Source organism: Arthrobacter sp. 35W (assembly GCF_000482545.1).
Classification (GTDB): Bacteria; Actinomycetota; Actinomycetes; order Actinomycetales; family Micrococcaceae; genus Specibacter.
Genome location: NZ_KI519455.1, coordinates 483305 through 507968, shown reverse-complemented (window position 1 = coordinate 507968; position 24664 = coordinate 483305). Strand labels below are relative to the sequence as shown.

The following is a 24664-nucleotide window of genomic DNA, read 5'->3' as shown; positions in this document are numbered from 1 at the left end:
CTAAGATGCGAGAAATACCTGGGAGGCAGCAAGTGGGTGCAGCGCAGACCGCCCCGGGTGAGCCCGGGCCGGCAGGATCGGCGGGACGGCAGCTTCCAGCTGCCACGGTGTCCCGGCTGACCATCTATCTGCGCGCCCTGACAGGGATGCTGGCCGACGGCGTCGAGCGCGTCTCCTCCGAGGCTCTGGCCGAGGCCGCGGGAGTAGGCTCCTCCAATGTCCGCAAGGACCTGTCCTACCTGGGGTCCTACGGAACCCGCGGCGTTGGCTACGAGGTGGCCCACCTGAGCCGGAACATTGCCCAGGCCCTGGGGCTCACCCACGAATGGCGCGTGGCGATTGTCGGCGCCGGAAACCTGGGCCGCGCGCTGGCCGGCTATGCGGGCTTCGAATCCCGTGGTTTTGACGTGGTGGCCCTGCTGGATGCTGACCAGATGCTCATTGGCAGCGAGGTTGGCTGGCTGCGGATCTCCGATGTGGCCGATCTTGAGGCCGTGCTCGCGCGGACCCGGGCCAATATGGTGGTCCTGGCGCTGCCGTCGGCCGTAGTGCAGGCCATGTGCGACCGAGTGGTGGCAGCCGGTGTGCGCAGCATCCTCAGCTTCGCCCCGGTGGTGCTGCAGGTTCCGGACAACGTCACCCTGCGCAAGGTGGACATGGCGACCGAACTGCAGATTCTGGCCTACCACGCCCAGCGCGACCAGGAACGGGACATTGCCGAGGGCCTCCCCGGCGCCTGACGCTACTTGCGCGTGAAGTAGTCCTTGGCGGGAGCCCGCCACAGCACGAACACGGCCACGATGCCCAGCAGGACCTGTGTCAGAGTGATCGGATTGGGCACCAACAGGGACAACAGGGAGAGGCACGCCAGCACAGTGCCCGTGATCCTGGCCCAATTGCGGCCCTTGCGGATGGCGAAGGCCAGCAGGAAATACAGCACGGCACCGATGCCGTTGAGCACCAGCGACGCGACCAGCACCGACTGCAGCATCGAGGTGTCGGTGAGGCCCATGTCCACCATCACCTGGCGTGCAGCGGACTGCCCCGCAGGGGTGAAGATCGTAAACATGCTGAGCACCAGGATGGCCGTTTGGATGGCGCCGGCGGCAATGATCAGCCGGAAGGACATCATGACCTGCCGCGGCGGCGCAGCCACGGCGCCCGGAACCGCTCCGGCGCCAGCCGCAGCCGGAGGATGGACATCCGGCGCGGTCCAGCCGGCAGGTGCAGAGGGTGCGGGATGGGCCGCCGGGGGAGCGGCCGACGGCGGCTGCCAGCCCTCGGGCGCGTACTGGCCGTAGCGCGGAACGCCCGGGGAAACCTCACCGTAGTGGCCGCGTTCCGGCGCAGAGCCCGCCGGCTTGGCCGGCTCCTGGGGCCGTGGATTGTCCTGCGGATTGTTCTGCGGATTGTTCTGCGGCTGCTCCTGCGGTGTGCTCATGGCCAGCTGTTCCTCGTCTTCTTCTCAACCTCACGCAGAGGGGCCGCGGCGGGGTCTTTCAACCCTACCGCGGCCCCTGCTCCGAATGTTGTCTGCCCTGCTGCCCCGCCCTTGGCGCGGGACGCGGGCCGTCCTAGTGGGCGGCGCCCTTGTGGGCGTTGATCCACGCCGTGGACTCCGGCAGCCACATCAGCACCGCCGCGGCAATGCCAATCAGGCCGACGCCGCCGGCACCGAAGAACATCAGAATGAACGACAGGACGGCCAGCGCGCTCAACGCCATCCGCGGCCATTCCAGCCCTTCCTTGAGCTTCATCGCGCACACCACGATGGCGGCAATGACGGCCAGGGAGATGATCGACAGGACGATGCCGCTCCCGCTGAGGGTCACCAGCGAGAACAGGAAGCCGACGATGGTGCCCAGCAGCCACAGTCCGGCGGTCACGAGCCAGACGATGTAGGAAACCTTCAGCAGCGTGGGAAGGCCCCTGGTGTTGAAAATGCCGGCGAATCCGCCCTTGGGCATCACATCGTTCATGTTGTGCGGCATGTCCGTGGGCATCTCGAACTTGAAGTCGTTTGAACCGGGCTGCGGAGCGCCGGGGGGAGGCTGGTAGGCGGGCGGCGGCTGGTAGGCCGGCGGCGTCTGGTAGCCGGGCGGTTGCTGGTAGCCCGGTGGCGTCTGGTATCCGGGGGGAGGAGCGTTTGTGCCGGGCTGGGAACCGTAGCCACCGGGAGGTGGCTGCGAGCCGGGCTGCTCGGGACCTGGGTTCTCATATGGGGTGCTCATGCTCACACGATAGTCGCGGCCCATGCCTTTGCATAGGCTCAGACAGGTGCCCAGCAGGCAACGATTCGGGCAACATTTGGGACGTCCGCCGGGCCTGCTTTTCCTCCAGCGGGCGGGACAATGCCTGCTACATGCGCAACGGCCGCCCCGGTCCACGCCCCGAAGGGTTGGTGGATGGGAGCGGCCGTTGGGCGCTGCCGGCGGAGGCCGGCGGCGGGAAGGCTAGGCCTTGACGAAGGCGACGTCCAGCGTCAGGGTCACCTTGTCGCCGATGAGCACGCCACCGGCTGCGAGCGGTGCGTTGTAGGTCAGGCCGAACTCCTTGCGGCTGATCACGGTGGTGGCGGTGAAGCCTGCGCGGGTCAGGTTGTACGGGTCAACGGCAACGCCGTTGAACTCGGAGTCGAAGACAACCGGCTTGGAGATGCCGCGGATGGTCAGCTCGCCGGCCAGCTTGAACTCCTCGGCGTCGCCGCTGATGGAGGTGGAGGCGAAGTCCAGGGTGGGGAACTGCTCGGCGTCGAAGAAGTCGGTGCCGCGGACGTGGCCGTCGCGGTTGGCGTCGCCGGAATCGAAGCTGTTGGCCTCGATGGTGGCGGTGACGGAGGAGGCCTCAAGGGTCTCGCCAATGGTCAGTACGGCGGTGGCGGCGTTGAAGCGTCCACGGACCTTGGAGATGCCGGCGTGGCGGACGGAGAAGCCGATTTCGGAGTGGCTGGCATCCAGGTTCCAGGTGCCGGTGGTCAGTCCGGTGGTTTCGGTGGCGATCGAGGTGCTCATGTTTGCTCCTGTTGAATAGGGTTCATCAATGGTTTCAGGACGGCTGTTCGTCGACCTTCACGGGGTATAAGCATGCGTTTGCATCTAATATTCCCGCTCCCGGAAAACTTTTTTGAAAGTATCCACCCAGGCTGGGAGTTCCCTGATTAACCGCTTGCTGCGTAACTTTGAGAAACTTGGTTCCATGCCCCGAGTCCTAGTTCATTTGCTGCGCCATGGTGAGGTATTCAACCCCGACGGCGTCCTGTACGGCCGGCTCCCTGAATTCCACCTCTCAGACCGTGGCCGCGCCATGGCTGATCTGGTGGCGGACCACCTGGCCGAGCGTGCCGCCGGTGGCGCCAAGCTGGTCCACCTGGTGGCCTCGCCGCTGACCCGTGCGCAGGAAACGGCGCAGCCCACCGCGGCGGCCCTGGGCCTGGAGATCAGCACCGATCCGCGGATCATCGAGGCGGAGAACCACTTCGAGGGGCTGAAGGTCTCCAAGGCCGAGCTGCGCAAGCCGCGGCACTGGAAGTACTTCCTCAACCCGCTTCGCCCCTCGTGGGGCGAGCCCTACGCCCGCCAGGCGGACCGCATGATGGAGGCCGCGCGCGACGCCGGCCGCCGGGCCCTTGAACTGGGCGGTGACGGCGCCGAGGCCGTGCTGGTCAGCCACCAGCTGCCCATCTGGGCCACCCGCCGTCGCGCGGAAGGCAAGCGGCTCTGGCATGATCCCCGCCACCGTGAATGCACCCTCGCCTCGCTGACCACGCTGGTCTTTGAGGGCGACGACGTCGTCGAGGTCAGCTACAGCGAGCCGGCCGCCGTGCTGCTGCCCGGCGCCGCCACCACGCCCGGGGCTTGAGAAAGTGCACCCGGATGCGAGACACTTTAGTTTTCGACACCTTGTAGAAGAATGCCCCCGTTTCAGATGTGGATGCTTTAAGTGAGAAACCAAATCACCCGTCGGTCCCTGCTGGCCGCCTCCGGCGCCCTGGCGGCACTGGCCCTTTCCGCATGCACCGCGAAGGATCCGCTGGCGCAGCAGGCCAATGCGGGCGACAACAAGAACTACATCGCCGGTGACGGCTCCGTCACGGAATACGGCGCGGCCGACCGCAAGGAGCCGGTGCAGTTCTCCGGCACGCTCTTTGACGGCACCACCGTGGCGTCCGCGGACCTGCCGGGCGGGGTCACAGTGCTGAACTTTTGGTACGCGGCCTGCGCCCCGTGCCGGGTCGAGGCGCCGGACCTGCAGGCCCTCCACGAGGAATTCACCCCGCAGGGCGCGAAGTTCTACGGCGTCAACATCCGCGACGAGGCCGCCACCGCGGAGGCCTTCGAGCGCAACTTTGGCCTGACGTACCCGTCGATGGCCGACAAGGACGGCGGCGTGCTGCTGGCCCTGACCAAGTACGTTCCGCCGGCCGCCGTGCCCACCACGCTGGTGCTGGACAAGAAGGGCCGCGTCAGCGCCCGCATCCTGGGCCTGGCGGACAAGGGCACCCTCAAGGCGCTCATCACCAGCGCCCTGGCCGAAAACTAGCGGACGCACCCACCCAGTGAACAATCCCTTCGCCGAAACAGTGCTCAGCGGCTCCATGCTGCTGGCCATGCCCGTGGCCCTGCTGGCCGGGCTGGTGTCCTTCCTGTCGCCGTGCGTGCTGCCTTTGGTTCCGGGCTATCTGGGCTACGTCAGCGGGCTGACAGGCGTGGACCTGCAGAAGCAGCGCCGCGGGCGGATGCTGGCGGGCATTGGGCTGTTTGTCCTGGGCTTCTCCCTGGTGTTCATGCTGATCGGTGCCGTGTTCGGCCAGCTGGGTGCCTGGCTCAAGGGGCCCGACGCCGCCTGGGTCACCCAGCTGCTCGGCGTCGTCGTCATCATCCTGGGCATCATCTTCCTCGGCGGCATGAGCTGGTTCCAAAGCGAGGCCAAGGTCCATGCGAAGCCGCCGGCCGGGCTCTGGGGCGCCCCGGTGCTGGGCATCACCTTCGGCCTGGGCTGGGCGCCGTGCACCGGCCCGACGCTCGGTGCCGTGCAGGCGCTTGCGTTCTCCGACGGCTCCAGCGCGGCCAAGGGCGCCGTGCTGACCTTTGTCTACTGCCTCGGCCTGGGCCTGCCCTTCCTGCTGATCGCCCTGGGCGTGCGGCGCGGTCTGGGCGCCCTGGCCTTCTTCCGCAGCCACCGCCGGGCGCTGCAGTGGTTTGGCGGCGGCATGCTGATCGTGCTGGGCCTGCTGATGGTCAGCGGGCTGTGGGGCACCTGGATCAATGAACTGCAGAACTGGTTCGCCAATGAAGTGAGACTTCCAATCTGATGAGAAAGAACGGGTCCTCCCCAGTGGAGAAAAACAGCGACACCCCCGCCGCAGACACCGACGACGTCGTGCTGCCCAAGCTGGGCTTTCTCGGCAGCCTGCGCTGGGCCTGGCGGCAGCTGACGAGCATGCGCTCGGCGCTGTTCCTGCTGCTCCTGCTCGCCGTGGCAGCGGTGCCCGGCTCGCTGTTCCCGCAGCGCTCGTCCAACCCCTCCAATGTCACCACCTACCTGGCGGACAACCCCACCACCGGTCCCATTCTGGACTGGTTCAAGCTCTTTGACGTCTACTCGTCCCCGTGGTTCGCGGCCATCTACCTGCTGCTGTTTACCTCGCTGATCGGCTGCGTGGTTCCGCGCGCCAAGATCCACTTCAAGGCCATCAAGTCCGCGCCGCCGCGCACGCCCAAGCGGCTCTCGCGGCTGCCGGAGTACGGCACCGTGGAGATCCCGTCCGACTCCGGAATCGACGCCCAAACCGCCGTGCGCGACGCCGCTGCCGTGCTGAAATCCCGCGGCTACCGCGTGGAGGTCCGCGACGCCGACGGCGCCCGCCCCTCGGTGGGTGCCGAGCGCGGCTTCCTCAAGGAGGTCGGCAACCTGGTGTTCCACACCTCCCTGATCGGCGTGCTGGTGGCAGTGGCCGTGAGCGGCCTGTTCGGCTACAGCGGCCAGCGGGTGCTGGTGGAGGGCGAGACGTTCGTCAACACCCTGGTGGGCTATGACACCTTCACCCCCGGGGCCAACTTCGATTCCACCCAGCTGTCCCCATTCTCGGTGCAGCTGGACAAGTTCGCCGTCACCTTCGACCGCGAATCCACGGCCCACTACGGCCAGCCGCTGGACTTCAACGCGACGCTGACCACCAAGGATTCGCCGTCGGCCCCGGCCCAGACCCAGACGCTGAAGGTGAACGATCCCGTCTCCTTGGGCGGCACCAACCTCTACCTGGTGGGCAATGGCTACGCCCCGGTGGTGACGGTCAAGGACGGCGCCGGCAACATCGCCTTCCAGGGTCCGGTGGTCTCCGTTCCCACCGACGGCGCCTACACCTCCCTGATCGTCATCAAGGCACCCGACGCACAGCCCAGCCAGCTCGGCTTCGTCGGTTTCTTCCTGCCCACCGCATTGATCGACGACAAGGGCGTTGCCTTTGGCTCCGACCCGGACCCGTTCAACCCCCAGCTGAACCTGAACTCGTTCTACGGTGACCTCGGCCTGGACAACGGCGTGCCCCGGAACGTCTTCACCCTCGACACCAAGGGGCTCTCCCAGCTCAACGGCCGCGATTTGCCCACCAAGGGCATCGTCCTGGCGCCCGGCGGCAGCTACGACCTTCCCGAGGGCAAGGGCAGCATCAGCTTCGACGGCCTCAAGCGCTACGTTGCCCTGGACATCCGCCACGACCCGGGCCAGGGCATGGTGCTGGTCTTCAGCGTTCTGGCGCTGCTGGGCCTGATGGCCTCGCTGTTCTTCAACCGGCGCCGCGTCTGGGTGCGCACCGGCAACCACCCCGACGGGCGGACCATGGTCGAATACGGGCTGCTGGCCCGCGGCGAGGACCACCGCCTGGCCGCCGAGTCCAAGGCGCTGGACAAGGCACTGCGGACCAAGTGGCTGGTGCCGGGCACGCCCGGAGCGGACAATGGCACGGGGACCATCTCAACTACCTCCACGGCTGCGCAGAGCAGCACCACTGCAAGTAAGGACCAGTAATGCCTGAAATCAATGAGCTCATGGCCCAGTACAGCGAGAGATTCGTGTTCCTCGCCGCCCTGGCCTATGCAGTGGCCTTCATTGCCTTTGCCTGGGATCTGGTGAGCTACTCCAAGACCACCAAGGCCGTCTATGCGGCCAGCACCCAGGCCTCCGCGGCCCGCGTTCCGGCCCGCGTGGGCGCCGGTGCCGGGGTGGACGACGCCGGACTGGATGAGTCCGCGCAGGAGGGCCCCGAGGGCCGTGGACAGCGCCCCAGCAGCAAGCTGCACTCCGGTGTGGGCGGTTCGGGGGTCGACGCCGTCGAGGCCCAGACGGCTGGCGATTCCATGCGCTACGGCACCGAACGCCGTGTGGCAGCCCGCGTGGCGGTTGCGCTGACGGTGCTGGCCACGCTGGTCCTGGCCGCCGGCGTCGTCGCCCGCGGTGTGGCAGTGAGCCGTGTGCCTTGGGGCAATATGTACGAGTTCTGCACCACCGGCGGCCTGGCCGTGGCGGTCGTGTTCCTGATCGTCCTCACCCGCCGCGACCTGCGCTTCCTGGGCACGTTTGTCATCGGGCTGGTGCTGGTGATGCTGGTGGCCGCCTCCGTGGCCTTCTGGACCCCGGCCGGACACCTGGTCCCGGCCCTGCAGAGCTACTGGCTGGTCATCCACGTCTCCATCGCCGTGATGTCCTCCGCACTGTTCACGCTGACCTTTGCGATGTCCGCGCTGCAGCTGTTCCAGTCGCGCCGCGAGGAATCCCTGGCGAGCGGCAAGGCTGACAAGCTGCCGTTCATGCGTCTGGTCCCCACCGCGCTGAGCCTGGAAAACATGTCCTACCGCATCAACGCCATCGCCTTCGTGGGCTGGACGCTGACCCTGATGTTCGGCGCCATCTGGGCCGAAAAGGCCTGGGGCCGGTTCTGGGGCTGGGACACCAAGGAAGTGTGGACGTTTGTCATCTGGGTGGTCTACGCCGGATACCTGCACGCCCGCGCCACCCGCGGCTGGACCGGCACCCGCGCCGCCTGGCTGTCGATCGTTGGCTACCTCTGCGTGATCTTCAACTTCACCATCGTGAACATGTACTTCTCCGGCCTGCACTCCTACGCCGGCGTCGGCGGCTAAACACCGCCCCACGCAACTGTGCAACAGAAAACGCTTCAAACCCGGTGGGTTTGAAGCGTTTTCTGTTGCACAGTTTTTAGTTCTTGGGGGCGGCGCCGTTGTCCGGGTGCTGGTCCTTCAAGCGGGCCTCGCGGGCGTCCAGCTCCTCCTTGAGCTTGCGCAGCTTCTCGGCCTCCTCCTGCTGGTGCCGGCGGATGGCCAGATTGCGCAGGAACTCGGGATCGTCGTCGGGCGCCACGGGCCCCGGACCACGGCCGCCGTTCAGCGGTCCCATCCGCGACGACGGGGCCGAAGCGGCCTCTTCGTACTGGGGGCGGCCCAGGAAGTACCAGAGCACCCAGCCGATCACAGGCAGCAGGACTATCACCACCATCCACAGCGGTTTGGAGATGCTGCGGACATCGGCCGGCTCACTGCGGAGACAGTCGATGATCGAATAGATGTACAGGGCCAAAATCACAATGACCGGAAGGTAGCGGACCATGCCTAATTCTATCGCCGGAGCCCTCCAGCGCCCCCATCGGCTGGCGCCCAGCTTGGCCCGGTAAACTGGGGCCGTGGCCTTTTTCAAGTACTTCCTGATCCGCGCGGCAATCTTCGTGCCGCTGTTCGTCCTTTTTCTGCTCCTGGGTGCCGGCTCCATCATGTCCGTGGTCTTCGCGGCCCTCATCGCGTTCTGCGTCAGCTACCTGTTCTTCCGCAAGCAGCGCGACGCCGCCTCGGACCAGCTGCGCCACCGGTTCTCCGGCAATGCCAAGCCGATCCGCTCCGCCACCGAGCTGTCCGACGCCGAGGCCGAGGACGCCCTGACCGCCGATGACGAGGCCCCCGGCACCATCGCGGCCTCCAACGCCGCCCGCACTGACGATGCTGCCGCCCCGGCCGCTCCAGCCGCCACTGCCGCAGGCTCGACGACGGCGGCGCCCGAGGCCGCGCAGGTCCCGCGCGAGTTCCTGGACAAATAGGGCAGCACCCCTCCCGCCCGCGCCCTGCGCCTCGGAGCCCTCCCACACGGGTAGATTGAACCCTGTCGGCATCGTGGCACGAGGCAGGGGCACGTCATGGCATGGGGCGGAATGGAACGCGCGGCATTGGTGGAGTCCTTCCGCCGGGCGGATCCCGAGGGGCCAACGCTGTGCACCGGCTGGAACACCCGGCGGCTGCTGGCCCACCTGGTCCAGCGGGAGCATACGCCCTTGCTGCGGGCGGCGGATGCCCTGCGCAGGCCCCAGCCGGGCACCGAACGCCACCTGAGTGTGATCTGCGGGCGGGCCGAAAGCCCCGCGGGCTATGAGGCGCTCCTTCAGCGCTTTGCCGGCGGAACGTCCTGGGCCAATCCCTTCACCTGGCTGGGCGATGCCGCCCAGGTGGTGGAATACACCATCCACCACGAGGACCTGCGCCGCGGCGGAACCGGCGCCGCCGAGCCACGCGACCTTCCCGAGGGGCAGCTGAAGGCATTGTGGTCCGCTGTGCCGTTCCTGGCCCGCAGAGCCTTCCGCAAGAGCCCCGTGGGCGTCGTGCTGGTGGTTCCCGGCGGCGGACGCCTCGCGGCCCACCGGGGCGAAGACACAGTGGTGGTCACCGGCCCCGTGGTGGAGCTGGTGCTCGCCTCATCGGGTCGGCGCAGGGCCGCCCTGGTGGACGTCGACGGCACGGAAGCCGCCGTCGCCCGTTTTGAAGGCTGGCTGGGCGGCTCGCCGGGCCGGCTGTAGACGCCGGGTCAGCGCGTGGCCACGCTCAGCACCAGGCCGGCGGCGAACAATGCCGCATAGCCCAGATTGATCAGACCCGTCTGCTTGAGCACCGGGATCAGGCTCTTGCGCTTCTTGCCCTTCAGGACCAGCCAGCTGGGCATCAGGCACGCCGGGATCAGCAGCAGCACCAGCAGCATCCAGGGAATGCTGGGTGCCAGCACCAGCACCAGGGCGATGGCCAGGGCCAGCATCAGCACGTAGCTGCGCCTCGCCCAGGTGTCGCCCAGCCGCACGGCCAGGGTGCGCTTGCCCACCTCGGTGTCGGTGGGGATGTCGCGGACATTGTTGGCCATCAGCAGCGCGCAGGCGATCAGCCCGGTGCCGATGGAGCCGACGACGGCGGCGGCGCTGATCTGCCCGGCCTGGGTGTACGTGGTCCCCAGGGTGGCCACGGGGCCGAAGAAGACGAACACGAAGACGTCCCCCAGCCCCATGTAGCCGTAGGGGTTCTTGCCGCCGGTGTAGCCCCAGGCGGCCAGCACGCAGCCGGCGCCCACCAGCAGCAGCCACCAGGTCTGCGTCAGCACCACCAGGGCCAGCCCAGCCAGCATCGCGACGCCAAAGGAGCCGAAGGCGGCCAGCTTCACCGAGCGCGGCGTGGCGACGCCCGAACCCACCAGCCGCAGCGGGCCCACGCGCACCTCATCGGTGCCGCGGATGCCGTCCGAATAGTCATTGGCGTAGTTCACGCCCACCTGCATGAAGAAGGCGACGACGGCGGCCAGCAGGGCGTTCACCCAGTGGAAGCCACCGAGCTCGTAGGCGGCGGCGGAGCCGATGACCACGGGTGCCATGGCGATCGGCAGGGTGCGCAGGCGCGCCCCCTGGATCCATTGACCGGCAGTGGCCACGCCTATGCTCCTTCGGAGGGGTTGGAGGTGGTTTCTGCGTTGTCGGCGGCGCCTGCGGCCAGCAGGGCGGCCAGCGCCTTGCGGTCCGGCTTGCCGCTGGCCAGCAGCGGCAGCTCGTCCAGCACCAGCAGGGTCTTGGGGACGGTGTGCGGCTCCATCGCGGCCGTTGCGGCGGCCTTGACGGCTTCCTTGAAAGCGGCCTTCACTTCGGCTGCGGAGAGCGGGCCGGTGGATCCGTCCGGAACCACTGCCGCGGCAACGCGCTGGCCCCACTGTGTGTCCTCGACGCCGGCGACGAAGGCCTCGCGTACGCCGGGCAGGGCGGTGAGGGCCTCGGCCACGGCATGCGCCGCCACCTTCAACCCACCGGTGATGATCACATCGTCCGCGCGGCCCAGCACGTCCAGACGGCCATCGGCGTCGAACTGGCCGAGATCACCCGTCTGGTACCAGCGCACCGGACCGTCCTGGGAGTCTTCATCGGTGAACGACGCGGCCGTCAGCGTCGGGGCGCTGAGGTAGCCGGCGGCCACCACATCCCCGCCCAGCCAGACCCGGCCATCGCGGACGGAAACCTGCACGCCCTCCAGCGGGACGCCGTCGTACACACAGCCGCCGCTGGTCTCGCTCATGCCATAGGTGGTGACCACGCGCACCCCGGCGTCGCGGGCGGCATCCAGCAGCGCACGGCTGGCCGGGGCACCGCCCAGCAGCACCGCGTTGAAGCGGCGCAGCGCGGACAGGGTCTCCACAGAGGGATCCTCGAGCAGGCGGGCCAGCTGTGTGGGCACCAGGGAGGTGTAGCGCAGCTTGTCGGTGAGTTCCCCGGCGGCCTCGGTGAAGGCCTCCGGAGTGAAGCCGTTGGACAAATCCATGGCCCAGGGGCGGGTACCGGCGAAGAGCGAGCGGACCAGCACCTGCAGGCCGGCGACGTAGTGCACGGGCAGGGCCAGCAGCCACTGGCCCTCGCCGCCCAGCGCCATGGCCGTGCCGACGGATGATGCGGCCAGCGCATCAACGCTGAGCATGGTGCGCTTGGGCGTGCCCGTGGAACCGGAGGTGGCGACGACGGCGGCGATCTCGCCGTCCAGCGCACCGCCGAAGCCCAGGGCGAGCTCCTCCTGCGGGATCAGGGTCAGCACCGGATCGGCGCCGGGGGTGGCGCCGGGCTGCAGCTGCACGGCAGGGCCGTCGCCGTGGAGGGCATCGGCGAGGGCCTTGAGGACGGGTTCAAGATTCATGGCTACCTGGAATTCGTAGAGGCTGGGCGCAGCTGGGGCTAGAAGTAGTACGGGAAGGCTGACCAGTCTGGATCGCGCTTCTGCAGGAAGGCTTCCTTGCCCTCCACCGCCTCATCGGTCATATAGGCCAGGCGCGTGGCCTCGCCGGCAAACACCTGCTGCCCGGCCAGGCCGTCGTCGGCCAGGTTGAAGGCGAACTTGAGCATGCGGATCGCCTGCGGCGATTGGCGTGCGATGTCCGCTGCATATTCCAGCGCGGTGTTCTCCAGCTCCGAGTGGTCCACCACCTCGTTGACGGCGCCCATCCGATACATGTCGTCAGCGGAATATTCGCGCGCGAGAAAGAAAATCTCCCGGGCGGCCTTCTGGCCGATCTGCCGGGCCAGCAGCGCCGAGCCGTACCCGGCGTCGAAGCTGCCCACCGTGGCATCGGTCTGCTTGAACTTGCCGTGCTCGCGCGAGGCGATGGTCAGATCCGCCACGACATGCAGGGAGTGTCCACCGCCGGCCGCCCAGCCATTGACGACAGCGACAACCACCTTGGGCATGGTCCGCATCAGCCGCTGGACCTCCAGGATGTGCAGCCGTCCGGCGCGGGCCGGATCGATCGTCTCGGTGGTCTCACCCTCGGCATATTTGTAACCGTCGCGGCCGCGGATGCGCTGGTCGCCGCCGGAGCAGAAGGAGTGGCCGCCGTCTTTGGGGGAGGGGCCGTTGCCGGTGAGCAGCACCGTGGCAACGTCGGGGGTCATCCGGGCGTGGTCCATGGTGCGGTACAACTCATCCACGGTGCCGGGGCGGAAGGCGTTGCGGACCTCGGGCCGGTTGAAGGCGATGCGCACGGTCGGCAGGTCGCGGACGACCGCGCCGTCGCCGCCGCGCTCTACGGCGCGGTGGTAGGTGATGTCTTCGAGGCCCTCGAAGCCGCGCACGAGGCGCCACCGCTGCGGGTCGAAAATGTCTGAAACCTTGGCCGGGGTGCCCGCTGCGGGATCTGTTGTGCTCACCCGTCGAGTTTATCCCCAGCCGCTCCCACGGGTCGCAGGCTCCCCGCGGGGCCCTCGCGGCTGGGGCCCCACCCAGACCCTCCCACGGGTCGCAGGCTCCCCGCGGGGCCCTCGCGGCTGGGGCCCCACCCAGACCCTCCCACGGGGGTGTGCCCATGCATCCAGGACGCCGAATCCCTTTCAGGACGCGTCTGCAACGGCGTCCCCAGAGGGCTTCCGCGTCCTCGACGGCGGTGGCCGGGGATGCGCCTGTCTCTCGGGGTTTCGCCAAGCTCAACCAGCGGACAGGCCTAGGAGACGCAGAACTCGTTGCCTTCGGGGTCGGCCATGGTGTGCCAGCTGTGCGGGCCCTGGCTGGCGGTCCACAGGAACGTGGCCCCGCGGGCCTCCAGGGCCGCGCGCACGGCGTCCTTGTCGCCGTCGTCCATGCGCATGTCCCAGTGGACGCGGTTCTTGACGGTCTTGGACTCCGGTGCCGTCTGGAAGAGGATCCTCTGGCGGTCCTTGTCGCCCAGCTGCTCCGGCGGGCAGATGGCCTGCCCATCGCGCCACACCAGCGTGCCGTTGTAGACCCGTGTCTGTGCCTCGGTGGCGAAGCCCTGGGCCACCATCGAGCGGATGAACGGCTCGTCGGAGGGCTCCACGGCCCAGCCCAGCGATTCGGCCCACCAATCAGCCTGCTGGTGGGGATCGGCGGAATCGACGACTATCTGGATTCTGTAGGCCATGACCCCAGTCTGCCGAAGAGTGCGCGGGCGGGGAAGGGAGGCCGCTGCTCCGTTGGGCCGACTTGACGCCCCCGACGGCCGTGCCGCAGTCTGGAGAGGTGAAGTCCTAACGCGCATTCCGCCCATTGCCCCATCTAGCCGCCCTCATCTGCCGCGGCCGCAAGGAATTGCCATGACTGCACAACTCTCCCTTTCTTCCCTGAGCCACGGCTATGCCGACCGCCTGCTGCTGGACCGCGTCGATCTGGAAATCGTCCCGGGCGAGCACATCGCCATCATCGGCGAAAACGGGGCCGGCAAGTCCACCCTGCTGCGCCTGATGGCCGGCATCGAGGAGCCCGACGGCGGCTCCGTCACCGTTGAGGGCGCCGTCGCATACCTGGCCCAGGTCCCCGAGGCCCCGCCCGGATCGACCATCGCCGACTTCATCGACAACGCCCTGGCCAGCTTCCGCGATCTGGAGGCCCGCCTGCGCGAGGCCGCGGATGCGCTTGCCGCCGGCGACGACGTCGGCGAACTCTACGGCTCCCTGCAGGACGAGTTTGCCCTGCGCGAGGGCTACTCCGTGGACTCCCGCCTTGATTCAGCCCTGGGCCATCTGGGCCTGGAGGGTCTGGACAGGGCGCGGCAGCTGGATTCCCTCTCGGGTGGCGAACGCCAGCGCCTGGCCCTGGCCGCCCTGCTTGCGGACCCGCCGCCCATCATGCTGCTGGACGAGCCCACCAACCATCTGGACGCCGACTCCGCCGACTGGCTGGAGGCCCGGCTGGCCGCGCACCGCGGCACGGTGGTCGCCGTCAGCCACGACCGCACCTTCCTGCTCCGCGTGGCCACGGCCGTGGTGGAGGTCGACGGCGACACCTGTTCCGTGGAGCGCTTCGGCAACGGCTACCTGGGCTATCTGGGGGAGAAGGCCGCGGCGCGGGCCCGATGGGAACAGGAGTACCAGCAGTGGCAGGACGAGCTGGCTGCCAACCGTCTTCAGGCCTCGACCATCAAGTCCAAGCTGGGCTACGGCCGCCGCCGCGACGGGGACAAAATGTCGTACGGCGTCAAGGCGGAGACCTGGGAGAAGGCTGCAGCGTCCCGCGTCCGCAACGCCCACGAGCGCGTGAAGCGGCTCGAAGAGAACCCTGTACCGCGCCCGCCGGAGCCCCTGCATCTGTCCATCCCGTCGTCGGAACCCATTACCGCCGCTGGCGATGCAACGGAGGCAGATCTGGCCGCGGCCCGGCAGCATGCTGCCCGCAGATTCTCCATCCAGGCCCGCGACATCTCCGTGGGGCAGCGTCTGCATGTACCGTTCTTCGAGGTCCGCCCCGGGGAAAAGGTGATGGTGGCGGGACCCAACGGCGCCGGCAAATCGACGCTGCTCGATGTGCTGGCCGGAGCCGCGAGGCCGGATGCGGGGTCCGTGCAGCGGATCGGTGCGGTCGGCTACCTCCCGCAGGAGCTGCACACCCCCGCGCATCCGCACCAACGCCTGCTGCCGGCCTTCCTGTCCGGCATGGTCGGGGAGATCGATGAACTTGCCGACAGGCTGCTCCGCCTGGGCCTGTTCAAGACGAGCGATTTCCACCTGCCTGTCGGCTCAATGTCCGCCGGACAGCGTCGTCGTCTTGCGCTGGCCAGGCTGCTCGCCGTCGAACATGACACTATTTTGATGGACGAGCCCACCAACCACCTCGCACCCCTTTTGGTGGGGGAGCTGGAGGAGGCGCTCGCGGGCTTTGAAGGTGCATTGGTGCTGGTCAGCCACGATAGGGCGCTCCGCCGCTGGTTCGACGGACAGGACGGCGCGCGGCTGGTGGAACTCGAATCAGGGTCCCTGATCCCGGACACCGTACCGACCAGTATGGTGTGATGTGGAGCACGACGCCGAATTAACGGGGTAAAGTGGACGCGGCCCACCGAACGGTCTGTCTGCCCTACGAAGGCGGATGGACGCGGCGGGCCGCCCCACGATCTAAGGATTTTGCATGAGCCAACCGTCGACTGACCAACTGTCCAAGGGCGCCGATCTCGGCAACGCCGCCGATCTTGATTCGGGCTCCATCACAGCGGAGGGCTACAAGCGCACGCTCTCGCGCCGCCACGTCACCATGATCGCCATGGGTGGCGCCATCGGCGTCGGCCTGTTCATGGGTGCGGGCGGCCGTCTGGCCTCCACCGGCCCGGCCCTGGTGTTCTCCTACGCCATTGCCGGCGTCATCGCCTACCTGCTGATGCGCGCACTCGGCGAGCTGATCATGTACCGCCAGACCTCCGGCTCCTTCGTGTCCTACGCCGGCGAATTGTTCGGCAAAAAGGGCGCCTTCCTCTCCGGCTGGATGTACTTCATCAACTGGGCCATGACGGGCATCGCCGAGCTCATTGCCATCGGCCTGTACTTCCAGTTCTTTTTCCCCGGCGTTCCGGTGGAAGCCAGCGCCATCTGCGCCCTGGTGCTGCTGGTGGCCGTGAACCTGCTCAGCGTCAAGGCCTTCGGTGAATTCGAATTCTGGGCCTCCTGCCTGAAGGTTGGCGCCATCGTTGCCTTCCTCATTGTCGGCACCTACATGGTGGTCACCAATGCCAAGGTGGGCGACCAGCACGCCTCCGTCAACAACCTCTTTGCCGGCGAGGGTGGCATGTTCCCGCACGGCGCCCTGGTGATGATCCTGGTGCTCAACGCCGTGATCTTCGCCTACAACGCCATCGAACTGGTGGGCATCACGGCCGGCGAAATGCAGAACCCGGCCCGCGAGGTGCCCAAGGCCATCCGCGCCGTCGTCATCCGCATCGTGGTCTTCTACGTCGGCTCCGTGACGCTGCTGGCCATGCTGATGCCGTCGGAGAACTACAAGGGCGGCGAAAGCCCGTTCGTCACCGTCTTTGGCCAGATGGGCCTGGGCTGGGTGGGTTCGGTAATGAACTTCGTGGTCATCACCGCCGCGCTGTCCTCCTGCAACTCCGGCCTGTACTCCATTGGCCGCATCTTCCGCACCATGGCCAACAACGGCCACGCCCCGCAGTGGCTGACCAAGATGTCCACCCGCTACGTCCCCTACGCGGCGATCCTGGCCATCGGCGCCGTCTACCTGGTGGGCATCCTGCTGAACATCTGGCTTGGTGGCTCGCACGCCTTCGACCTGGCGCTGAACACGGCCTCCATCGGCGTGATCTTCACCTGGGGCTCCATCTTCGCCAGCCAGATCATGCTGCGCAAGAAGAAGGGAAATGTGTCCTCGCTGCCCATGCCCGGCTCCCCGTGGACCAGCTGGGTGGGCCTGATTGCCCTGCTGGCCATTACCGTGCTGATCGGCTTCGACACCATGACGGACAAGGCCACCGGAGAGGTCTTCATGCTCGGCCTCTGGACGCTGGCCACCATCCCGTTCTTCGCCGTCGTGCTTTGGCTGGGCTGGCAGAAGGTCAAGCACAACGAGCCCAAGAACGAGCTCTTCAGCTAACACCCCCGTCTAGCCCAACTGAGTGACAGTTATCGCACGTTCCGAGGCTCGGAGCGTGCGATAACTGTCACTCAGTTGGGCCGGTGGCGGGGCTGGTGGTTGACCGGGACGGGACGCCATGGAATATTTACAGAACGAGCGGTCGGTAAATTGGTGGCCGGGGCGCGGCGGATGCACGGCATCCGCCCCTTGATCGTTTGAAGGGTGTTCGCATGGCCGAAGGTTCCTCCCTCCCGCAGGCCTACCTGGTGGGCGGAGTCCGCACACCGGTGGGCCGCTACGGCGGTGCGCTGTCCAGCGTTAGGCCGGATGATCTGGCCGCCCTGGTGGTCCGCGACGCCGTCGTCCGCGCCGGAATCGACCCGGCCGACGTCGACGAGGTCATCCTGGGCAACGCCAACGGCGCCGGCGAGGAGAACCGCAACGTGGCCCGCATGGCATGGCTGTTGGCGGGCTTCCCCGACACAGTTCCGGGCATCACCGTCAACCGACTCTGCGCTTCGGGGATGAGTGCCATCACCATGGCCAGCCACATGGTCAAGGCCGGCGCCGCCGATCTGGTGGTGGCCGGCGGGGTGGAGTCCATGTCCCGGGCGCCGTGGGTGATGGCCAAACCGGAAAAGGCGTTTGCCAAGCCGGGGGATTCCTACGACACCTCCATCGGCTGGCGCTTCCCCAACCCCGCCTTCCTCTCCGGTGAATACTCCCGCGGCGGCAAAATGACGTACTCCATGCCCGAAACGGCGGAGGAGGTCGCCCGCGTCTATGGCACTACGCGGGAGGACTGTGACGCCTTCGCGGTCCGCTCGCACGAGCTGGCCCTGGCAGCCATGGCGGCAGGACGCTTTGACGGGGAAATCGTTGGGGTTGAGGTGTCAGGCCGTGGCGGGCCGACGCTCGTGGCCGCCGATGAGGGGCCGCGGGCCGGCACCACTCTTGACGTGCTGGCCAGCCTGCGGCCCGTGGTCAAGGGCGGCTCCGTGGTGACGGCCGGCAACGCCTCCTCGCTCAACGACGGCGCCTCCGCCGTCGTCGTCGCCTCGGAACGGGCCATCGCGCGCTACGGACTCACCCCTCGGGCCCGCGTGCTGGACGGCGCCGCCGTCGGCCTGGCGCCGGAAATCATGGGTATGGGGCCGGTGCCCGCCAGCCGCAAGGTGCTCGAACGCGCCGGTGTCGGCGTGGGCGAGCTCGCCGCCGTCGAACTTAACGAGGCCTTCGCCTCCCAATCGCTGGCCTGCCTGCGTGAACTCGGCCTCGACCCGGAAATCGTGAACGCCTGGGGCGGCGCCATCGCGCTGGGACACCCGCTGGGCTCCTCCGGCGCACGGATCGCGATCACCCTGATGTCCCGGCTGGATGCGCTCTCCTCCTCTAGTTCCTTCTCCACGTCCGGGCGCCGGCTTGGCCTGGCCACGATGTGCGTCGGCGTGGGCCAGGGTGCCGCCCTGCTGCTGGAAGGCCTCTGATGGAGGCCGACGACGGCCCCGGGCTGTCCGTGGACGGTTTCACAACGCTGCTGGCCACCGAGAAGCCGGACCGGCTGCACGTGCAGCTCAACCGGCCTGCCGTGCGCAACGCCATCGACCAGTCCATGGTGGACGAACTGCATCTTGTCTGTGCCTATCTTGAATCCTCGCCGAAGATCCTCGTTCTGTCCGGCACGCCCGGCGACGACGCCACCGGCGCCAAGGGGGTCTTCGCTTCCGGCGCCGACATCGCCCAACTGCGCGAACGCCGCCGCGATGACGCCCTGGCCGGGATCAACTCCGGCCTCTTCGACCGCATCGCCAGGCTGCCCATGCCCGTCATTGCGGCGCTGGATGGATACGCACTGGGTGGCGGCGCCGAGCTGGCCTATGCCGCCGATTTCCGGCTGGGCACCCCGGATCTGCGGATGGGCAACCCGGAAACCGGGCTCGGCATCATGGCCGCAGCCGGTGCCACATGGCGGCTCAAGGAGCTGGTGGGCGAGGCAGTGGCGAAGGAGATTCTGTTGGCCGGCCGGATCCTTGACGGCGAAGCCTGCCTGCGCACCGGCCTCATCACTGGGTTGGTGCCGCCGTCGGACCTGCTGGCCGCCGCAAATGCCCTGGCGGACAGGATTTCCGCCCAGGATCCTCTTGCAGTCCGCCTGACCAAGTCAGTGTTCCATGCCCCGCGGGACGCGCATCCGCTGCTGGACACGGTGGCGCAGTCGATCCTTTTTGAATCCCCGGCCAAGTTTGACCGCATGCAGGACTTTTTGGACAGGAAGAGGAAATGACCATGGATGGTGTCGATCCTTCCCTGCCTCACCGTGTGGGGGTCTTGGGTGGTGGCCGGATGGGTGCTGGCATTGCGCATGCCTTCCTGATGTCGGGTTCCGATGTGGTGGTGGTGGAGCGTGACGACGACGCCGCTGCCGGGGCGCTGGACCGCGTGGCCTCCGCCGTGGCCAAGTCCGTGGAACGGGGGCTCGCGGCCGGTGCGGAACCTCTTCTGGCCCGGCTGCGGGTGTCCACGGACTATGCCGATTTTGCCGACCGCGGACTGGTGGTGGAAGCCGTTCCGGAAATCTGGGACCTAAAAGTCTCCTCACTGCGTGCTGTGGAGGAAAGGTTGGAGGCTTCGGCCATTCTGGCGTCCAACACCTCCTCGCTGACGATCTCGGGGCTGGCCGCGGAGCTGCAGCGCCCGGAGAACTTCCTGGGCCTGCACTTCTTCAACCCCGTCCCCGCCTCGACGCTGATTGAAGTTGTTATTGCGAAGCAGACCCTCCCGTGGTTGGTGGATGCAGCCCGTGGATGGGTGGCAGCGCTAGGCAAGACCGCCGTCGTCGTCAACGACGCACCCGGCTTTGCCTCCTCACGGTTGGGGGTGGCCATCGCGTTGGAGGCCATGCGCATGGTGGAGGAGGGCGTGGCTTCCGCGGAGGATATCGACAACGCAATGGTGCTTGGCTATAAACACCCGACCGGACCCCTGCGGACCACGGACATTGTTGGTTTGGATGTTCGGTTGGGCATCGCGGAGTATTTGGAGTCCACGCTCGGTGAACGGTTTGCCGCACCGCAAATCCTGCGCGACAAAGTAGCCCGCGGCGAATTGGGCCGGAAGAGTGGAAAAGGGTTCTTCGACTGGGATTAGGGGACGCCTGCGGGTGGCCGGCATTTCTGGTGGTCGGGCCGGGCCCGCGGCCGCGAGGGGCCCGAGGCGAGCTTGCGGGACCCCGCGACCCGTTGGGTGGTCGAGCTTGTCGAGACCCGGTGACCCGCCCGCCCGATATCAGTGGCCGAGTCTTACCAGCCAGATGCTTACATGATTCGAACACAAATCCACCCACGTTCCATTCTGCGTGGCCCTTCCCGGGTTTATCGAGTCCTCCACAGGCATATCCAATCGCGTCTTTATCCACAGATTTGAATTCTTTTCCAAATCGCTTTTCTATACACATTCGAGTCATTAGAATATATGTATGAGTACGACGGCGTATTCCCCCGACGCTTCGGGGCGCAGGGCCGGTGGGCATGCCCTCCGGATCATCGCTCTGGCCTACCTCGCAGCGACTCAGTCCGCGGCCGGGGGTCCTGCCTCCGGGGTCGCGGACGATGATGGCGATGGTAACAACGGCGTGGGGGATTCCTCCTGCGGCCCGGACGTCCTTGGCCTGGGGTTGCTGGGCGACCACGGCCTGGTGGTGCTCGCCGCCCAGCTCGAAACCCTCTCCCGCCGCCTGGACGCGTTCAAGGTCCAGTGCGCCGGGGAGATCTCCGCCCGGACCCTGGCCGGACGGTACCGGGAGGCCGGGGCCGCGACCCCGGTGGCGATGCTCCGCCAGGTCCTGCAGCTCTCCGCGGCCGAGGCGGCCAAACGCCTCGTCCTCGCCACGGCGTTCCTGCCCGCCACGGATCCGATCACGCTGGCCCAGGCCCCGGCCCGCCAGCCCGTGCTGGGCGCCGCGTTCCTGTCCGGGGCCTGTTCGGCCGAGGCCGCCCTGGCCGCCTCGCGGGCCGTCACCGACGCCTCGCATCTGGCCGCCGGCGGGCGGATCACGGCTTCGGAGCTGGAGGAGGTCGAGGCCCGCCTGGCCGCGGTGGCAGTGGTGGAGTCCCCGGACTTTTTGGCCCGGTGTGCCCGGCGGATCCTGGCCCATCTGGACCCGGACGGGTCCGAGCCCACCGAGGCGGAGCTGCTGGCCAAGGAGGGCATCCACTTCGGACATCCCCGCCGGGGCCTGGTCCGGTTCGAGGGGCATTTGACCCAGCTCTCGTATGAGGAGTTGATGGCCGCGATCGGCACGGGCACGAACCCGCGCACCCTGGCCGGCATCGTGGCCGAGGCCGGTGGTGCCGGTGGCGTGGTGGCGGTGCCGGGGCAGGGCGCACCCCCGGCCTGGGCCGTCGGAACCCCAGACGGCGGAGGTGCGGATGCCGGCGCCCCGAACGCCACCGGGGGTGGCGGTGCTGGAGTTGCTGGAGGCGGTGCGCCCGGCATGGGTGGGCCAGGCCCGGACTCCACGGCGGAGGGTTGTCCGGACGAATCCGGACCGGGCGGCCGGGGCGCAGGGACCGCGGCCGGGGACTGCCCCGGGTGCACCGATGCCATGGACCACTCCGGGCTGGACCCGGACGTGGCGAGGCGGCTGCTGGCCGCCCAACGCCCCCGCCCGCAGCTGCTCCTGCACGCCCTGCTGGACTGCGTGCGCCTGGCCTCGCGCACGGACACGCTCCCGGACAACGGGGGCCTGCGCCCGCAGCTGTTCGTCACCATGACCCTGGCCGACCTGACGGCCGGGTCCGGGTCCGCCGCCGTGGCCCACACCGGGCCGATCCCCATCACTGCGGTCCGGCGGGCGGCCTGCGACGCCGGGGTCATCCCCGCCGTCCTGGGCGCCGACGGGGAGGTCCTGGACGTGGGCCGGTCCCAGCGCCTGGTCACCCCCGCGATCCGGCGGGCCCTGGTCATCAGGGACAAAGGGTGCGCGTTTCCGGGCTGCGACAGGCCCGTGCAGTGGACGGACGCGCACCACATCATCGCCTGGTCCGAGGGCGGGGAGACATCGGTTCAAAACTGTGTGCTCCTGTGCAACTACCACCACCACCTCATCCACCACACCGGCTGGGAGGTCGAGAGCATCCATGGCATACCGTGGTTTCTGCCACCGTTGTCGATCGATCCGCTCCGGCGGCGGCTGCGCAACACCTTCCACCACGCAGGGGCCGGGTGAGCCGGTGAGCCGGCGCTGCCGCTCCGCGGCCGCCGCGGGTCCCGACCGCCGCGGGTCCCGGCGGCGGAACACGGGCGGCAGGAGGCCTCGACGGTCTCGGCCAGCGGGGCGAGCGGGGTCTCGATAGGCCGACCCGCGGGCCGGGTAGGGAGGTCGTGGGGTTTCGATGGGCCCAACCACCGGCGCGATCGGGCAGCGGGGCCTCGACGGGCCCGGTCAGCCGCGCGGGAGGGCAGGTGGGGTCTCAGCGGGCCCGGACAGCGGGCCCGGACAGCGGGCGGGGTTGGGAGGTTATGGGGTTTCGGCTTCGCTCAACCACCGGGCCGTGGTCGAGTGGGCCTGCGCACTACTAGGGTGGATTCATGGAACGCACCAACAAGTCGCCGATTGGACCCGTCACTCTCCACGGCAAATACGTCACGCTGGAACCGCTCTCCGAGGACCACTGCGATGAACTGATTGAAGCAGCCAGTGACGGCGATTTGTGGAACCTTTGGTACACCCGCGTTCCGCGCCCGGAAGAGATGATGACGGAAATCCAGAACCGGCTGGCTGAGCAGGAGTCGGGCAGGTTCGTCCCCTTTGCCACCAGGCTGAACGATTCCGAAACGGGTGCTCCGGGCCGGGTCATCGGCATGACCGCCTACGCCAATATCGACCCCGTCCTTCCTCGACTTGAAATCGGCTACACCTGGAACGCTGCGAGCGTCCAGGGGACCGGCACCAATCCGGACAGCAAGCGTCTGCTCCTCACCCATGCGTTTGAAACGATCGGCTGCGAGGCGGTGGAGTTCCGCACGCACTGGATGAACCAACAGTCCCGGGCCGCGATTGCCCGTCTGGGTGCCAAGCAGGACGGTGTCATCCGCTCGCATCTGCGCATGCCGGACGGCTCGCTGCGGGACACGGTGGTCTTCTCCATCATCGCGTCGGAATGGCCGATGGTCCGCAATGGGCTGGACCTCAGGCTGGCGAAGGTCCGGCCATGAACCAGTTCACGGACCCGCTCGTGGGTCGGGGCGTCAACCAGCTGGCCGCCCCGGTCCTCGGGGCCGAGCCGGAGTGGGAGGGTGCCGTCAACGCCCGATTGCTGCTGGGCGACATCTACCGGATGGGCCGCAGCGAGTGGCTGACCGAAAAGGGCTGGCAACGGGCGTACGACGACGGTGTCCGGACCGTGATCGACCTCCGCAACGAGGGCGAGCGGGTCCGCCGGCCCACGGATCCGGAGGTGGCGCCGGAAACCATGGCCCGTTTCGCCGTCGTGCACTGCCCCACCGAGGATCCGGAGAATGCGGACTTCAAAGAGATCTGCAAACCGTACCTCAACCACCCGCGCTCCTACGCCGACAATGTCCGGATCTTCCCGGATCTGGTGGCGGGTGTTTTCAAGCAACTGGCGGCAGCCGAGGGCAGGGTGGTCATCCACTGCTCCGCCGGTCGCGACAGGACGGGGCTGATCGCGACGATGCTGCTGCGCCTTGCTGGGGCGGACGACGAGCAGATCGCCCGGCACTATGAACTGTCGGCCCGAGGCATCAATGACTGGCATTTGATCAGCCCGGTGAAACACCCGCATGAGCGCTATTTAGAGGAATCCGAGCTGGCGCCGGCGCTGGAGAGCCGGCTGGAGGCACTTGGGCGATTCGCCGATGGCTTGGACGTGGAAGAGTTCCTGGCGGCGAATGGGGTGACTCCCCTCGAGTTGGCCCGGTTGAGGGAACGACTCGCGGCGGGGTCTCCGGCTGTCGGGATGGCGCCGTAGGCGGACGGAGGCCGCTCAATCATCGAGGGCTTCGACGGGATCAACCACGGGGGCGAGGTGGGCCTTGGGGTTGGGCTTGTCCAGAATCAGGTTGGTGATGCGCATGGTGCACACCCGTTCGCCGGCGTCATTGGTCAGTAGGACTTCGTGCGAGGCCATGGTTCGGCCCAGCTGTATGGCGGTGGCGGTGATGGTGATGAGCCCGGCGCGGGCGGATTTGTGGTGCGTGGCCGAGACGTCGACGCCAACGGCGGTTTTTCCCATGGTGCTGGCGTGGATGACGGCGGCCCAGGAACCCACGGCCTCGCCCACGGCCAGTGATGCGCCGCCGTGCAGCAGGCCGAAGGATTGGCGGTTCCCCTCCACAGGCATGGTGGCCACGACTCGTTCGGCGGACTCTTCAACGATGTGCACACCCATCTTGATGTCCAATTCGCCGAGGACAATCTTCCATGGCTGGTGCAGGTGGTCGCTCAAGGGTTCCTCCGGTGTCAAGTATGGGTCAAGTAAGGTCAA

At 67.8% G+C, this 24664-nt stretch carries 25 protein-coding genes; 16 read left to right on the top strand and 9 right to left on the bottom strand.

The features are described from left to right. Window positions 1-32 precede the first annotated feature (32 nt). On the top strand, window positions 33-740 hold the full coding sequence (locus tag K254_RS0114480) for a redox-sensing transcriptional repressor Rex (RefSeq protein WP_026555976.1): 708 nt from the start codon (window positions 33-35) through the stop codon (window positions 738-740). Window positions 741-742: 2 nt separating this feature from the next. Here K254_RS0114480 and K254_RS0114475 read toward each other — a convergent pair whose 3' ends face one another. From K254_RS0114475 to K254_RS0114465, 3 genes are all read right to left on the bottom strand, one after another. Further along, entirely contained in the window at window positions 743-1441 is a 699-nt protein-coding gene (locus tag K254_RS0114475) for a DUF6264 family protein (protein WP_026555975.1), read from the bottom strand. Between the two features lie 133 nt (window positions 1442-1574). Then, window positions 1575-2231 (bottom strand): hypothetical protein, encoded by a 657-nt coding sequence (locus tag K254_RS24875; protein ID WP_051389242.1) that lies wholly within the window; start codon window positions 2229-2231, stop codon window positions 1575-1577. Between the two features lie 222 nt (window positions 2232-2453). Continuing rightward, window positions 2454-3011 (bottom strand): YceI family protein, encoded by a 558-nt coding sequence (locus tag K254_RS0114465; protein ID WP_035750232.1) that lies wholly within the window; start codon window positions 3009-3011, stop codon window positions 2454-2456. A gap of 184 nt (window positions 3012-3195) precedes the next feature. Here K254_RS0114465 and K254_RS0114460 point away from each other — a divergent pair, with 184 nt between their 5' ends. The 5 genes from K254_RS0114460 to ccsB all read left to right on the top strand — a co-directional run bounded on the left by K254_RS0114460 (window position 3196) and on the right by ccsB (window position 8138). Further along, entirely contained in the window at window positions 3196-3858 is a 663-nt protein-coding gene (locus tag K254_RS0114460; RefSeq protein WP_026555972.1) for a histidine phosphatase family protein, read from the top strand. Between the two features lie 81 nt (window positions 3859-3939). Next, a complete protein-coding gene (locus tag K254_RS0114455; RefSeq protein WP_231391875.1) occupies window positions 3940-4539 on the top strand; it encodes a TlpA family protein disulfide reductase in 600 nt (199 codons plus the stop codon). Between the two features lie 16 nt (window positions 4540-4555). Next, a complete protein-coding gene (locus K254_RS0114450; RefSeq protein ID WP_026555970.1) occupies window positions 4556-5311 on the top strand; it encodes a cytochrome c biogenesis CcdA family protein in 756 nt (251 codons plus the stop codon). Further along, the gene (gene resB / locus K254_RS23375; RefSeq protein WP_081710155.1) at window positions 5311-7026 is read left to right on the top strand and encodes a cytochrome c biogenesis protein ResB; all 1716 of its coding nucleotides are present in this window, start codon (window positions 5311-5313) and stop codon (window positions 7024-7026) included. Before K254_RS0114450 ends, resB begins: the two co-directional genes overlap by 1 nt. After that, window positions 7026-8138: a c-type cytochrome biogenesis protein CcsB gene (gene ccsB / locus K254_RS0114440; RefSeq protein WP_026555969.1), complete on the top strand. Its 1113-nt coding sequence runs from the start codon at window positions 7026-7028 to the stop codon at window positions 8136-8138. Before resB ends, ccsB begins: the two co-directional genes overlap by 1 nt. 76 nt (window positions 8139-8214) lie before the next feature. Here the strand turns inward: ccsB and K254_RS0114435 are convergent, their stop codons facing one another. Further along, a complete protein-coding gene (locus K254_RS0114435; protein ID WP_026555968.1) occupies window positions 8215-8622 on the bottom strand; it encodes a PLD nuclease N-terminal domain-containing protein in 408 nt (135 codons plus the stop codon). A 73-nt stretch (window positions 8623-8695) separates the two neighbouring features. Here K254_RS0114435 and K254_RS26485 point away from each other — a divergent pair, with 73 nt between their 5' ends. Together K254_RS26485 and K254_RS23365 are read left to right on the top strand one after the other, a co-directional pair. Then, window positions 8696-9103, top strand: a complete 408-nt coding sequence (locus K254_RS26485; protein WP_081710154.1) for a DUF4229 domain-containing protein — start codon at window positions 8696-8698, stop codon at window positions 9101-9103. Between the two features lie 96 nt (window positions 9104-9199). Then, window positions 9200-9853, top strand: a complete 654-nt coding sequence (locus K254_RS23365; protein WP_081710153.1) for a TIGR03085 family metal-binding protein — start codon at window positions 9200-9202, stop codon at window positions 9851-9853. An 8-nt stretch (window positions 9854-9861) separates the two neighbouring features. Here the strand turns inward: K254_RS23365 and K254_RS0114420 are convergent, their stop codons facing one another. The 4 genes from K254_RS0114420 to K254_RS0114405 form a co-directional block, all read right to left on the bottom strand. Further along, window positions 9862-10746 carry a 1,4-dihydroxy-2-naphthoate polyprenyltransferase gene (locus K254_RS0114420; protein WP_026555967.1) on the bottom strand — a complete coding sequence of 295 codons (885 nt, stop codon included), beginning with the start codon at window positions 10744-10746 and terminating at the stop codon, window positions 9862-9864. Between the two features lie 2 nt (window positions 10747-10748). Beyond that, entirely contained in the window at window positions 10749-11987 is a 1239-nt protein-coding gene (gene menE, locus K254_RS23360; RefSeq protein WP_051389240.1) for an o-succinylbenzoate--CoA ligase, read from the bottom strand. Window positions 11988-12025: 38 nt separating this feature from the next. After that, the gene (locus K254_RS0114410; protein WP_026555966.1) at window positions 12026-12994 is read right to left on the bottom strand and encodes a 1,4-dihydroxy-2-naphthoyl-CoA synthase; all 969 of its coding nucleotides are present in this window, start codon (window positions 12992-12994) and stop codon (window positions 12026-12028) included. Window positions 12995-13284: 290 nt separating this feature from the next. After that, a complete protein-coding gene (locus tag K254_RS0114405) occupies window positions 13285-13722 on the bottom strand; it encodes a VOC family protein (protein WP_026555965.1) in 438 nt (145 codons plus the stop codon). A gap of 172 nt (window positions 13723-13894) precedes the next feature. Here K254_RS0114405 and K254_RS0114400 point away from each other — a divergent pair, with 172 nt between their 5' ends. From K254_RS0114400 to K254_RS0114365, 8 genes are all read left to right on the top strand, one after another. Then, complete coding sequence (locus K254_RS0114400; protein ID WP_026555964.1) at window positions 13895-15586, top strand: ABC-F family ATP-binding cassette domain-containing protein; 1692 nt, start codon at window positions 13895-13897, stop codon at window positions 15584-15586. A 115-nt stretch (window positions 15587-15701) separates the two neighbouring features. Further along, window positions 15702-17174 carry an amino acid permease gene (locus K254_RS0114395; RefSeq protein ID WP_081710152.1) on the top strand — a complete coding sequence of 491 codons (1473 nt, stop codon included), beginning with the start codon at window positions 15702-15704 and terminating at the stop codon, window positions 17172-17174. Window positions 17175-17386: 212 nt separating this feature from the next. Then, window positions 17387-18643: a thiolase family protein gene (locus tag K254_RS0114390; RefSeq protein ID WP_026555962.1), complete on the top strand. Its 1257-nt coding sequence runs from the start codon at window positions 17387-17389 to the stop codon at window positions 18641-18643. Next, window positions 18643-19440 (top strand): enoyl-CoA hydratase/isomerase family protein, encoded by a 798-nt coding sequence (locus tag K254_RS0114385; RefSeq protein ID WP_035750230.1) that lies wholly within the window; start codon window positions 18643-18645, stop codon window positions 19438-19440. Before K254_RS0114390 ends, K254_RS0114385 begins: the two co-directional genes overlap by 1 nt. Further along, window positions 19437-20303: a 3-hydroxyacyl-CoA dehydrogenase family protein gene (locus tag K254_RS0114380; RefSeq protein WP_026555960.1), complete on the top strand. Its 867-nt coding sequence runs from the start codon at window positions 19437-19439 to the stop codon at window positions 20301-20303. Before K254_RS0114385 ends, K254_RS0114380 begins: the two co-directional genes overlap by 4 nt. Before the next feature lie 328 nt (window positions 20304-20631). Then, on the top strand, window positions 20632-22383 hold the full coding sequence (locus tag K254_RS25965) for an HNH endonuclease signature motif containing protein (protein ID WP_081710151.1): 1752 nt from the start codon (window positions 20632-20634) through the stop codon (window positions 22381-22383). Between the two features lie 362 nt (window positions 22384-22745). Further along, entirely contained in the window at window positions 22746-23372 is a 627-nt protein-coding gene (locus tag K254_RS0114370) for a GNAT family N-acetyltransferase (RefSeq protein WP_026555958.1), read from the top strand. Then, the gene (locus tag K254_RS0114365) at window positions 23369-24148 is read left to right on the top strand and encodes a tyrosine-protein phosphatase (protein WP_081710150.1); all 780 of its coding nucleotides are present in this window, start codon (window positions 23369-23371) and stop codon (window positions 24146-24148) included. The genes K254_RS0114370 and K254_RS0114365 overlap by 4 nt, the downstream gene beginning before the upstream one ends. A gap of 15 nt (window positions 24149-24163) precedes the next feature. Here K254_RS0114365 and K254_RS23355 read toward each other — a convergent pair whose 3' ends face one another. Continuing rightward, complete coding sequence (locus K254_RS23355) at window positions 24164-24568, bottom strand: PaaI family thioesterase (RefSeq protein WP_081710316.1); 405 nt, start codon at window positions 24566-24568, stop codon at window positions 24164-24166. Window positions 24569-24664: the final 96 nt, after the last annotated feature.